The sequence below is a fragment of the Pseudanabaena sp. BC1403 genome (assembly GCF_002914585.1).
GTDB lineage: Bacteria > Cyanobacteriota > Cyanobacteriia > Pseudanabaenales > Pseudanabaenaceae > Pseudanabaena.
The window spans coordinates 43595-56251 of sequence record NZ_PDDM01000007.1 but is presented as its reverse complement, the minus strand read 5'-3'; the positions used below and the strand labels follow the sequence as shown (position 1 = coordinate 56251).

11 protein-coding genes and 1 tRNA gene are annotated in these 12657 nt (G+C 42.4%); 8 read left to right on the top strand and 4 right to left on the bottom strand.

Going from position 1 to position 12657, the window contains the following annotated elements; all coding sequences use genetic code 11:
• Window positions 1–140 precede the first annotated feature (140 nt).
• The 7 genes from CQ839_RS08405 to CQ839_RS08375 all read left to right on the top strand — a co-directional run bounded on the left by CQ839_RS08405 (window position 141) and on the right by CQ839_RS08375 (window position 6962).
• Complete coding sequence (locus CQ839_RS08405; protein ID WP_219817748.1) at window positions 141–2852, top strand: zinc-dependent metalloprotease; 2712 nt, start codon at window positions 141–143, stop codon at window positions 2850–2852.
• A 352-nt stretch (window positions 2853–3204) separates the two neighbouring features.
• Window positions 3205–3957, top strand: a complete 753-nt coding sequence (locus tag CQ839_RS08400; protein ID WP_103667834.1) for a metal ABC transporter ATP-binding protein — start codon at window positions 3205–3207, stop codon at window positions 3955–3957.
• Window positions 3958–4076: 119 nt separating this feature from the next.
• A complete protein-coding gene (arfB, locus tag CQ839_RS08395) occupies window positions 4077–4490 on the top strand; it encodes an alternative ribosome rescue aminoacyl-tRNA hydrolase ArfB (RefSeq protein ID WP_103667833.1) in 414 nt (137 codons plus the stop codon).
• 11 nt (window positions 4491–4501) lie between these two features.
• On the top strand, window positions 4502–4987 hold the full coding sequence (locus CQ839_RS08390; protein WP_146048709.1) for a hypothetical protein: 486 nt from the start codon (window positions 4502–4504) through the stop codon (window positions 4985–4987).
• A gap of 133 nt (window positions 4988–5120) precedes the next feature.
• Window positions 5121–5194 (top strand) — tRNA-Met (locus tag CQ839_RS08385).
• Between the two features lie 101 nt (window positions 5195–5295).
• Complete coding sequence (locus tag CQ839_RS08380) at window positions 5296–6060, top strand: PspA/IM30 family protein (RefSeq protein WP_103667831.1); 765 nt, start codon at window positions 5296–5298, stop codon at window positions 6058–6060.
• Window positions 6061–6257: 197 nt separating this feature from the next.
• Window positions 6258–6962 carry a PspA/IM30 family protein gene (locus CQ839_RS08375; protein ID WP_103667830.1) on the top strand — a complete coding sequence of 235 codons (705 nt, stop codon included), beginning with the start codon at window positions 6258–6260 and terminating at the stop codon, window positions 6960–6962.
• A 70-nt stretch (window positions 6963–7032) separates the two neighbouring features.
• Here the strand turns inward: CQ839_RS08375 and CQ839_RS08370 are convergent, their stop codons facing one another.
• The 4 genes from CQ839_RS08370 to rseP form a co-directional block, all read right to left on the bottom strand.
• Window positions 7033–7692, bottom strand: coding sequence for a J domain-containing protein (locus CQ839_RS08370; RefSeq protein ID WP_103667829.1), 660 nt, complete (start codon window positions 7690–7692; stop codon window positions 7033–7035).
• A gap of 41 nt (window positions 7693–7733) precedes the next feature.
• A complete protein-coding gene (locus CQ839_RS25080) occupies window positions 7734–7901 on the bottom strand; it encodes a hypothetical protein (protein ID WP_181016146.1) in 168 nt (55 codons plus the stop codon).
• Window positions 7902–8028: 127 nt separating this feature from the next.
• The gene (gene typA, locus CQ839_RS08365) at window positions 8029–9822 is read right to left on the bottom strand and encodes a translational GTPase TypA (protein ID WP_103667828.1); all 1794 of its coding nucleotides are present in this window, start codon (window positions 9820–9822) and stop codon (window positions 8029–8031) included.
• A gap of 173 nt (window positions 9823–9995) precedes the next feature.
• Complete coding sequence (rseP, locus tag CQ839_RS08360) at window positions 9996–11084, bottom strand: RIP metalloprotease RseP (protein WP_103667827.1); 1089 nt, start codon at window positions 11082–11084, stop codon at window positions 9996–9998.
• Between the two features lie 356 nt (window positions 11085–11440).
• Between rseP and CQ839_RS08355 the strand changes: the two genes are divergently transcribed.
• A complete protein-coding gene (locus CQ839_RS08355) occupies window positions 11441–11968 on the top strand; it encodes a DoxX family protein (protein WP_103667826.1) in 528 nt (175 codons plus the stop codon).
• The last annotated feature ends 689 nt before the right edge of the window (window positions 11969–12657 follow it).

Below are 12657 nucleotides of genomic sequence, written 5' to 3'. Positions count from 1 at the left end.
AAATGAAGAAAATTCGATTTTGGATAGTAATTTGCCTTAGTTTTTTTCTTGTTCTAATTTCTCATCCACTTGTCGAGAGACTTTCTCCCATTTATGCGCAAACTCCTTTTATTCAAAATATTCCCCTGCCACCTTTCAACATGCAAGGGCAAACCGAACTACAACCATTTGACGATTTAATCAAAGATCATCAAAAACTAGCGGGTTTATTTACGCTTTATCGTCATCAAGAGACAGGTAAGGTTTTTGCCGAAATTAAACCCGAACAAATTAATCGCAACTTTTTGGCGGTGATGACCCTCGAATCTGGTTTAGGTGAGCGAGGCCTCTATCGTGGCGTTCCTCTCCGTGACTTAATGTTCACCCTTCGCCGCTTAAACAATAATTTGCAATTTGTGGTTCCCAACACCAACTTTCGCGCTCAGCTAGGCGATCCCCAAGAGCGATCGCTTAGTCAGTCCTTTAGTGACTCGGTTTTGATATCACTACCAATTCGGAGCATTCATCCTAAGAACAAATCTTTTTTAGTTGATTTAGATCCTTTAATCTTGAGTGATGTTTTACCAAATTTGAGTAAAACCTTAGCCGCACAGCTTGGCGCTCCCTTCACCGCCGACCCCAGCAAATCTTATATCAGTAATGCGGAAGCATTTCCTCAAAATGTTGAATTGGAATCGGTATTTAGCTTCATGGGAGCAGGAATACCAAACTCACAGTTTAGTCCTGACCTCAGTACCTTGTCTGATAGCAGCGCTTTTACGCTCAAAGTCCGTTATAGCCTATCTCAACTCCCGACCCAAAATGGCTATCGCCCTCGATTTGCTGATGAGCGAGTTGGCTATTTTGTCACAGCCTATCAAGACTTTTCTAAAAATTCTGGCAAAACTCCATTTGTCCGCTATATCAACCGTTGGCATTTAGAAAAGCAAAATCCCCATGATTTATTTTCTCCACCCAAACAACCGATCACCTTTTGGATTGAGAATACAGTCCCTTTAGAATATCGCAGTGCTGTGCGTGAAGGCGCGTTAATGTGGAATCGTGCCTTTGAGAAGATTGGGTTTAAAGATGCGATCGCAGTGAAACAAATGCCCGATCGAGCTGATTGGAACCCAGCCGATGTTCGCTATAACACGATTCGTTGGTTTAACTCGATTGATGGTTTCTTTGCGATGGGCCCATCTCGAACTAATCCCTTAACAGGGCAGATTCTTGATGCTGATATCATCATCGATAGTAATTTGATTCGGTCGATCAAGCAGAATTATGGAAGTGTTGCTCAACAAAATAGTTGGCAAAATTTGTCTTTTTTATCGCGGTTGACAGGTAATCCGAATCTATGCAGCTATGGCATGGATGCAAGGCGGATGCGCTATGACAAACAGGCGATCGCATTGCTCAGAAAACAACCGATTAGCAATAATTTCAATAGAAACTTGTTTATGTCTAGTGCTAATGATTTGTGCTATGGCATGGAAGCAGTGGAACAATTTCAGTTAGGTGCAATGTCTCTCTCTCTCTCTGAGAATGTGTTGCCCAGTAGTGATCGCATGAAGGACTATGTTAATCAATTCGTGCGTGAAGTCACAGCCCATGAAGTTGGACATACCTTGGGTTTGCGGCATAACTTTCATGGTAGTGCGATGCTCTCACCTACGGAGTTGAATAATACAGCAATTACCAGTAAACGAGGTTTAGTATCTTCCGTAATGGATTATAACGGCGTAAATCTTGCGCCACAGGGGACAAAGCAAGGTGATTTCTTCACAAGTAAAGTTGGTGCATATGATGAATGGGCGATCGCCTATGGATATACCCCAATAAATGCGATTATTCCTGCGGGAGAACTCAAAGAGCTAGAAAAAATTGCTAAACTTGCACCGCAGCCAGATCTAGCCTATGCCCCCGATGAAGATGCATCGTCTGGACTTGATCCCATGACTCAAACCCATGACTTGAGCAATGATTCCGTTACTTATGCGCAGTGGCAGTTTGATAATTCTCGTGTCATGTGGAATCGCATTGAGAAGCGCTATCCAGGCAAAGGAGAAAGTTTTAATGACACCAAAATTGCCTTCAATCAAGTCTTTGGCCATTATGCTTCTAATTTGTTTACCCTAGTTTCCTACGTTGGTGGACAATCTTTTAATCGTTATCGTTCTGGTGATGCGATCGGCCGATTACCGTTTGAGCCAATCCCTGTCGCGAAGCAACGTGAAGCGATCGCTATGATTCAAAAAAATCTATTTGCGGCTGATGCTCTAAATTTTTCTCCAGATCTGCTGAATAAACTAGCTCCATCCCGTTGGTATCACTGGGGTGCTTCACCTGATTTCTCTTCTCTGGACTATCCAATTCACGAGCGCATTTTATCATTACAAACCTTTGTCCTGAGTGATTTACTATCTTCAGAGCGCTTGCAAAGGCTGCGGGATACCGAATTGAAAACTACTGTTGGTCAAGCCCTGACATTACCAGAACTGTTTGATACTTTACTGCAAGGTATTTGGACAGAAGTTCTGCAACCAACTAATGACTTAACTCAAGTTTCTAGTCTGCGCCGTTCACTTCAGCGTCAACATATGAATCTATTAGTTAATTTGGCTCTCCGCAATCGTCTCTCCTTAGACAAAATCGATAACTTCCTTGATTTTGTAGTTGGAATCCAAACCAGCAATCCGCCCGAAGATGCCAGAACCCTTGCATGGTATCAACTGCGCCAACTGCGCGATCGCCTTGCGAGTGTATTGCGCGATCGAGGCGACAAGCTTGATATCTATACTAAAGCCCATCTTGAAGAGGCAAGCGATCGCATTGCCAAAGCGATCGATGCTAAGTTGCAGTCTCAGTAGTTCAAATCCAGATTTTCCAGAATCGGTGGGGCGGCGAAGCCGCCCCACCGATTCTGGTTTTATATTTGGTACTTTATTAAGTCACAAGTGCCTTACAGTGCATTACGCTCAAAACATGAGTTCGATGGAATCGACAAAAGCAAAAGAAAAGCTGAAACGTCTTACACATATTTATTTATAGCAAACCAAGGTTTGCTTAGGACATAAAACCAGAAGATGAGTGGCTGCGCGAAGCGCAGCCACTCATCTTCTGGTTTTGGTTTGTACTAGATAACTCTTTTTTTGCTATATGTGCGAATTACTAAATTTACAGATATAATTTTGAAAACGATTATCATTTCTTGAGCAACTTATGCTTGAAGTGCAAAACCTGTCAGTGCGATATCGAGATGTTGAGGCTTTGTCGAATGTTTCTTTTTGTCTCAACTTTGGATCGCTAGTGGGACTCATTGGAGCCAATGGTGCAGGCAAAAGCACGTTGCTGAAAGCAATGCTCGATCTGATTCCTGCTCAAAAAGGTCAAGTTTTTTATAAAGAAAGACCACTGAAGCAGCAACGTCAAAAAATTGCTTATCTTCCTCAGCGATCGCAGATTGATTGGGACTACCCTGTGACCGTCTGGAATGTGGTGATGATGTCGCGCACTTTGCATAGTGGCTGGTTCGGGAAAATCAGCCGTCAATCAAAGGAAATTGCGCGTGAAGTATTGGAGCGTGTTGAACTTTATGACTTACGCGATCGCCCTATTAAGCAGCTTTCAGGTGGACAACAGCAGCGTGTGTTTTTAGCGAGAGCTTTAGCGCAACAGGCAGATATTTTGTTGTTGGATGAGCCAATGAACGCAGTGGATAAAAAGACTGAGGCGTTAATGTGGAATATCTTTAATGAGCTAAAGCAGGAGGGTAAGACCCTACTGATTAGTTGCCATGAATGGGGTGATAGTCTTGATCGTTATGATCAGTTATTGCTACTTAATCGTCATTTAGTGGCAAGTGGTACACCTCGCCAAGTACTGACTCCTGCAAATATCCAAGCTGCTTATGGAGCATCGGTTGAGCAAATCGATCATAGCGATCGCGCTGGAGAAGAATTATTATTTTGTTGATGTCCTCTATAACTAAAAAAACTTAAAAAAGGGCAGTCAGCACTTTGATCGCAATCACATTTTGTTCTTTCACTATAAAATAGACACAATAGACAGCTCGATTCGCTTTAGATAATTTCATGCTCCAAATCTCAAAACACAAGTCTATTGCGATCGACGAAATTAGTATTACTGCCATCCGATCTCAAGGTGCAGGCGGTCAAAACGTTAATAAAGTTTCGACAGCGATTCATCTGCGTTTTGATATTAATGCATCTTCCTTATCACCTATCTACAAAGAACGCCTACTCAGCCTAAACGATCGACGTATCACCAAAGATGGCATTCTGATCATTAAGGCACAACAACATCGTACTCAAGAGCAAAATAAAGAAGATGCTCTAAAACGTCTTCAGTTGTTAATCCAAAGCGTTGCGATCGTCCCAACTAAACGTAAACCAACAAAACCATCACGAAGTGCTCAAAATCGACGGATTGATAATAAAACTAAGCGCGGTGAAATTAAGGCTTTAAGAGGTAACATTACCGAGTAGTGATGAAGCAGATGCTTAATCCATCAGAACGGAAGGCTAAACTAGCACAAAAATTAGCTGAATTTCGACAGCGATCGCAGTTAAAAGAAGCTCAGCAATTGCTGATTGAGTTAGGCATTCCCTTAGAGCTTTGCAAAATATTTTTACCAAATACTGACGTATTCAATCACCTTGTGCAGTGGCTGAGTCAATCATTTCCTTGGCAGTATGGACAGATTGATTGGCAAAAAGTGTCTGGGTGTATTTGCGAGAGTCGGCAGAATCAAGCTACTTCTGCTTTTCATGAACTTTGCCAAAAACAGCAACTTGGAGACCCTATTGTAAATCTAGTCTGGTTCTCGGCTGCTCATCCAATTCTAGAAATGCCGTTGGAGTTGGTCAAGCTTTCTCTAGAAGAAATTGTGGCTGAAGATTGGGATACATGGATTTTTGATCCAGTCGCTGGATGGTGTATTGAGTTTCATCACGAAGGGACTATGTGTTACGGCAGAGTGTGAAAAACCGATTTTAGTGTTTCCAGCGCCGAAGGCGCTGGAAACACTAAAATCGGCTCTATAAAATGAGAATTGTTAATTACCAAGTTAATATTGCAAAATATTTACATCAGTTATGCTATATTAAGAAACGCACGGCAGCTTGGCTCAGGTGGTTAGAGCGACGGTCTCATAATCCGTAGGTCCCGGGTTCAAATCCCGGAGCTGCTATATAGACTAAAAAGTATAGGTGAGGCTCTGCTTCACCTATACTTTTGTGGTGTTCGTGATAGTATGTAAACAATTTACTCCCTAACGCAAAGGACAGGATTATGGGATTACTCGATCGCATTGGTATGGTGGTCAAGTCCAATGTAAATGCAATGGTTACGGCTGCTGAAGATCCAGAAAAAATTCTGGAGCAATCAATCATTGATATGCAAGAAGATTTGGTGCAATTGCGCCAAGCTGTCGCTCAATCAATGGCTGCCCTGAAGCGCCAAGAGCAACAATATAATCAAAGTGCTTCTCAGGCACAAGAATGGGAAAAACGGGCAATGCTAGCTCTCCAAAAAGGAGATGAAAACCTAGCAAGGGAAGCGCTTAGCCGCAAGAAAACCCACGGCGATTCGGCTGCAACCTTAAAAACTGGCTTAGATCAGCAGTCAGGTCAAGTAGATCTGCTCAAGAAAAATCTAATTGCGATCGAAGGCAAGATCTCTGAGGCAAAGACCAAGAAAGAGATGCTCAAAGCCCGTATGCAGTCTGCTAAGGCTCAAGAGAACCTTAACAATATGCTTGGTAAAGTTAATACCAACTCCGCTGCTGCTACTTTTGAGCGGATGGAAGAGCGAGTTCTTATGGCTGAGGCAAGGGCTGGTGCTAGCGCCGAACTTGGCATGGACAATCTCGAATCTCAGTTTGCTCAGTTAGAAGCTGGTAGTGGGGTTGATGATGAATTAGCCGCACTCAAAGCGAAAATGATGACTGGTAGCCCCGCATCTCAGGGCGCTTTGCCTCCATCGGATGCAGCTAAGCCAACCGTCGGTGCTGCGATCGATGCTGAGCTAGAAGCCTTGCGTCGTCAAATGGGTTAATTGCTCGAAATTAATTTACAAGATGTTTTTTAATTAACATCAACGAGAGTCACAACTAAAAAATAAGAGTCAGCGCTAAGCGCTGACTCTTATTTTTTAGTTGTGTTTTGGTATTATTGCTATAAAAAGAGAAAAAGCTAAAAACTTGCTCATGATATTATGTAGGCAATTCACTTTTTAGGACAAAGGACAGGATTATGGGATTACCTGAACGCATTATTATGGTGCTCAAGTCCAATCTAAATGCAATTGTCTCTGCTGCCGAAGACCCTGAAAAGATTCTGGAGCAATTGATCTTTGACATGCAAGAAGATTTGGTGCAATTGCGTCAGGCTGTTGCGCAGGCGATCGCATCATTAAAAATCCAAGAGCAGCAATACAACCAGAGTACAACACAAGCTCAAGAATGGGAAAAACGAGCAATGTTGGCTATCCAAAAAGGGGATGATGCCCTAGCTAAGGAAGCGCTCAGCCGTAAAAAGACTCACACTGAAGCAGCGAATGCTCTAAAAGCAGGATTACAACTACAAACAGGGCAAGTGGAGTTGCTTAAGAAAAATCTAACTGCGATCGCAGGTAAGATTGCTGAAGCTAAATCTAAGAAAGAATTGCTTAAAGTCCGTTTACAAACAAGTAAGTCTCAAGAAAAGCTCAACAATATATTGGGCAGTGTAAATACTAATTCGGCAGAAGCTACTTTTGCCCGTATGGAAGAGAAGATTTTAAAAGCGGAAGCTTTGGCAAGTGCTACTGCTGAGCTTAATGCTGATGAACTAGGCTCTAAGTTTGCACAGCTAGAATCAGGTAGTGATATTGATGACGAATTAGCGGCGCTCAAAGCCAGAATAATGATCGTCAGTTCTGCTTCTCAGAGTGCTTTGCCACCATCTGATGCTACTTAGTTGTTAATACAGAACTAGAAGCGCTCCTCACCATTATTTTTGAAAAAAGCAAAAATGATATTGCCAGATCTTAATTTTTTGTTTTTAGTAATTGGACTCTCTCTAAGTCTCGCTTCACTTCAAAACTAAGTTCACGATTTTTAGGATCAGTATTTAGTGCTTTATTGAGATAGATTTCTGCTTCGCGTAATTTGCCAACCAAAATTAATTCACTACTCCATCGATGGTAAGTTACAGCCTTCCAATGGATTACTTCTGGGGAATTGGGAAATCTTTCGCTCATACCTTCTACAACAGCGATCGCAACGACATATTTTTTTTGCTTCAGCAAATCCTGTACACGCCGTAACATATCCAATTTGAGCTTCAGTTCTGGATCGCTATTGATTGGATCAACTTGATTATTGACTTGTTTCACCTCTATCTTGATTTTTGGGTGAGGCTGAGGTGGTTTGTTGGGAGTTTTGGGTGGTGGTGGTGCAGGTTGCGATCGCGTTGCATTAGCAGCTTCTTTTTTAGCAAATAGCTCCTTACTCAAATCCTCTTTGTCTGAATCTTTGAGCATTTTGTAAGCTTCCTGCACTAGCCGAAACTTATCCGTTGTCGTGGGATCATTCTGATTAACATCAGGGTGATACTTCCGTGCCAGACGACGATAGGCAACCTTAATGTCATCTAAGGTGGCATTGCGGGGAACTCCTAAGAGTCGATAGCATTCGGATAAGTGCATGAAGTGAAGTGTGAATATAGGAAGCCGCTCAGAATTTGTAACTATTCTGGCTTTTTGCGAATCGAGTATTTTCCTTTAGGCGTAATCGGAGAACCTTTGTTGCCCTCAACTAGCTTAATGTACTTATCCAAAGCCTCCTCTTTTGTCGCATGTTCGGAAATAACATGCACTTTGCGACTGCCAGCTAGCTCGAGGACAACTTGATGCATAAGTAAATATCTAGGAAATATCTAGGAAATGGCCTTAAAACTTTAAAAAACAGTTTAGCAAATATAAACCCATAAAGTAAAAGAGGGCGCAAAGCGCCCCCTTTTACTTTATGGGAATTGTTAATGTTTAGCGCTTTGCAAATTTCTTGGTGAGCTTGCGTAAACGAATTGACTCTGGTGTGACCTCAAGGATTTCATCGGGACCAATGTATTCCAAGGCGCGTTCCAGACTCATCTCGATTGGTGCTTGCAACTGAACGATGTCATCAGCACCAGCTGCACGCATGTTAGTAAGTTGCTTACTCTTACATACGTTCAACTCCATGTCTTGAGGACGATTGTTCTCACCGATGATCATGCCCTTGTAAACTTTCGTTCCAGGTTTAATAAAGAACACGCCGCGATCTTCAGCGTTCTTTAAGGAGAACTCAGTGGCTACGCCTTCTTCAAAGGAGATTAGTACACCATTACGACGGGCGCTGATTTCTCCAGCCGAAGGACGGTAATCGAGGAAGCTGTGGTTCATGATGCCTGCGCCACGAGTAGCGCGCATGAAGTCACCACGAAAGCCGATCAGTCCACGGGCAGGAACAACAAACTCTAGCTGAGAGCGACCACTGCTGGACATTTGCATATCGACCATTTCAGCGCGACGTTGACCAAGGCGCTCGATACAACCGCCGACAGCATCTTCTGGAACGTCAAGTACCAGACATTCGTATGGTTCGCATTGCTTGCCGTTGAGTTCACGGTAAATAACTTGAGGTTGGGTAACTTGGAACTCGTAACCTTCGCGGCGCATGGTTTCGATCAAAATGCCGAGGTGCAATTCGCCACGTCCTGCTACGGCAAAGCGATCGGGGAATTCAGGATTTTCTTGAACGCGCAAGGCTACGTTAGTTTCGAGTTCGCGCATCAGGCGATCGCGTACTTGACGAGTAGTAACTAGCTTGCCTTCTTGACCAACAAATGGCGAGTCATTAACGCAGAAGGTCATCTGCAAAGTGGGTTCGTCCACCTTGATCATAGGTAAAGCTGAAGGCTCATTGGGGCAGGTAATGGTTTCGCCAATGTTAGCGGTCGCAAACCCTGAAACCGCAACAATGTTGCCTGCGGAAGAGCTTTGCATTTCAACCCGTTTGAGACCATCAAATCCCAACAGCTTGGTGATTTTACCTTTGACGATTGAGCCATCTTCAGAGATTAGCGCGGCTTGTTGACCAGAGGTAATTGTCCCGTTGTGAATCTTGCCGATCACAATCCGACCGAGATACTCGGAATAGTCAAGAGTGGTAACTTGCAACTGTAAAGGCTTTTCGGGATCGCCAACTGGTGGTGAGAAATGATGTAGAATCGCCTCAAACAGAGGCTTCATATCCACGCCTTCATCTTCTAGTTTTTCTTTGGCAAATCCACCCATGCCTGAAGCGAATAGGTAGGGGAAGTCACACTGGTCATCATCTGCGCCAAGTTCGAGGAAAAGATCGAGTACTTTACTGACAGCAACATGGGGATCTGCAAATTCGCGATCGATCTTGTTGATTACGACCATTGGACGCAAGCCCTTTTCTAGCGCTTTTTTTAGTACAAAGCGAGTTTGGGGCATGGGCCCTTCGTTAGCATCAACGATCAGTAGGCAGCCTTCGACCATGCCAAGTACACGCTCAACTTCGCCACCAAAGTCGGCGTGTCCAGGGGTATCAACGATGTTGATTAGAGTGTCTTTGTATTTAACGGCAGTATTTTTTGAAAGGATAGTAATGCCGCGCTCACGCTCTAAGTCGTTGGAGTCCATCACACATTCGACAAGGGCTTCACCTTCACGAAAAGCGCCTGACTGTCTGAGGAGTGCGTCTACTAGAGTGGTTTTGCCGTGATCGACGTGGGCGATGATGGCGACATTGCGTATAGGGAGAGACATGGGTGATGTATCGAGTTGATCGAAAAACTTATTATTTCTTTATCTATTATGCTTGAGTTTGTCAAAAAACTTTGTATTTATGACCACTTGTAGTAATCATCAATACAAAAACAAAGGCAGCTCTTAGAGCTGCCTTTGTTTTTGTATTGATGATGAAAATTATAAAGCCTTTGCTATAGAGGACTTAACCCACTTTGTTGAAGTAAGTTAAATGAGTCTTTGAAAATCATCACTACGCCTAAACCTAGCAGAATTACTAATCCGCCTTGCATGACATTATTTTGTAATTCTTCAGGTAATGGCTTGCCGCCGCGTAAAGCTTCAATTAGCAAAAATACTAATTGACCACCATCAAGAGCTGGCAAAGGCAAGATATTAATAATTGCGAGGTTAATACTAATAATTGCAGTGAAATCAAATAATGCTGAGGCATCAGACTTAACTAGCTCAGAACCCATCGCCACGATCGCAACGGGGCCAGATAACTGAGAAGCCGTATTCTGAAAATTGGTAGCCAGTTGTTTTAGCCCTTGGACAGTCATCACTACTAAACGCTCAAAACTTTGAGTAGCATTGTCAAAGGCTTCGGCAAGGTTATTCACAGCTCGACGGTGAGGCTTGCCAGTGAAGTCAAGCCTTACGCCGATGCGTCCTTTGCCTGATTCGCCATCTGGCAAGATTGGCACTTGCAACAATTTGCCATCGCGCATTACTTGCAAATCAACATTTTGATTGGCATTTTTAGAAATCAAAGTTTGAAAGCGATCGAGCGTGGTGAGGCTAGTATCAAAGTTTGTCCCATTTGCTGAGAGGACGATATCGCCAGCTTGCAAACCAGAAATTGCTGCGGGTGCGTTTGGCTCAAGGATTTTTGTAATTCTTACCCCTGGTTGATCGACAGTGCCGATGCCAACACTTAAGGTCATTACTAATAAGACTAAGTAAGAAAAGACAAAATTGGCAATTACGCCTGCGCTGATGACGATCGCTCGATCCATAATCGGACGATTTTTCATCAAATTGGGATCGTCAGTAGGAATGTCGCTCTCTTCATCGTCATCAGGAAAACCAACATAGCCGCCAAGGGGAATTGCTCGGAGCGCATATTCTGTTTGTTTGCCTTGATATTTCCATAGCACAGGCCCAAACCCAATCGAAAATCGATTGACGTGAATGCCCTGTAAACGAGCCGCCATAAAGTGACCGAGTTCGTGTACCAAAATCAGAATCGCAAGAACGGCAATTGCAGGCAAGGCGGACATAGGCTTCGCTTTAATAGTTGAGAATTTCTTAGATTTTTAATGTTGTAAGTAATACTGACTCAGGAGTTGGACTACTCGCTGCGCGAGCAGCCCAACTTCTGGATGAGCATATTTTAGGCAATATAGTAAAGATTGCTTAGTTTGCGATCGTAGCACAACCAAAAAGTCAAATGTTTGACAAGGATTTTCTCTCGACATTTAACCCAAAGAGTGGCAAGACCCTATACGCCTCAATACTTTTTTAATTATTGGATGAGACGCATTATAAAAACTTATGTTAAGATTGATGTATAAAAGTCATGAATTATTGCAATCTTTTAAGTTTTATTAACTAAATTCTTACCTAATGCGCTGAAATGAACAACACAACTCGCATCGCCGCTTCAATTATTCGTTTAATCCTCGGTTCAGATTCTGCGCCAATCTCGTTAACTCAAGCTTCTCTTCTTTTGCTAAGGGTTGTTCTTGGGACGATGATGATCCACAACGGTTTAGATAAACTATCTGATATTTCTGGTTTTGCTGAAGCCTATGTCGAGGTGATCGGTTTGCCATTCCCGATTTTCTTTGCCTATTGTGCTGCTCTTACTGAAGTAGTTGCCTCGCCTCTACTAATCCTTGGTTTTTTAACTAGACCAGCGGCTTTGGGTTTGTTTGCAACTATGTTGGTAGCTAATTATCATCACATCTTAGTTGGTGGTTTCTCGATTCCATCTATTGAGTTATCTTCGATTTATGCTGTATCTTTTGCATTTTTCGCAGTTTATGGCGCAGGAAACTATGCGATCGATACTCTGATTGTGAAATCATTAGATAAACTTTTGTCAGTTTCTTCAAACGGCGATGCGATCGCTCAATCAGTAAGAGTGACTGTTAATAAGTAGATCCTCTCTAAAACAGAAAAAGGGGCGCTTTGCGCCCCTTTTTCTGTTTTAGAGTTCTCTATAATACAAATTCACAAAAGTGTGACAACATTTTTGTGAATTAAGAATCAAACTCAGTAAAGGTTTTAAAAACACAAAATGGCTACGCCATTTTGTGTTTTGAGATGAAGGCAAAATATGTGATGTAAAACACTTTTCTACTTGTTATTTCATTATGTCAATGTACTTAGGAATGAAAATTAATTAACCTGTGCAATTAAAACCAAAATTTGTTGGGGCGGGCGAAGCCCGCCCCAACAAATTTTGGTTTTAATTAATTTTCATTCCTTAGTAGAAATCATCCAATAGAGAGTGTGGGGCAAATCTCCACACTCTCTATTGGATGAGGTGAATGGAGTAAAGTTGTTTTCGTAAAAGCGATCGCTTTTCGGATTTGAAGGTGATTCTTGAAATTCAGGCTAAACGGTATCACTCATTACGTTTTTATGTAAAAAAAGTAGGCAAAAATATTCTTACATAGGAATTCTGAACAAACTTAAAATCAAAAAACGTAGGTATTACTTCCTACTGTTTCTCATTTGCCATGAGATTGCGTAAATATTTTCAAGATAAGCAACTAATTTAAGATGACTACGCTAGAATATGTGCGGATGAGTATTTCTAGATCGCATGTTTGTTTTCAGTATTGA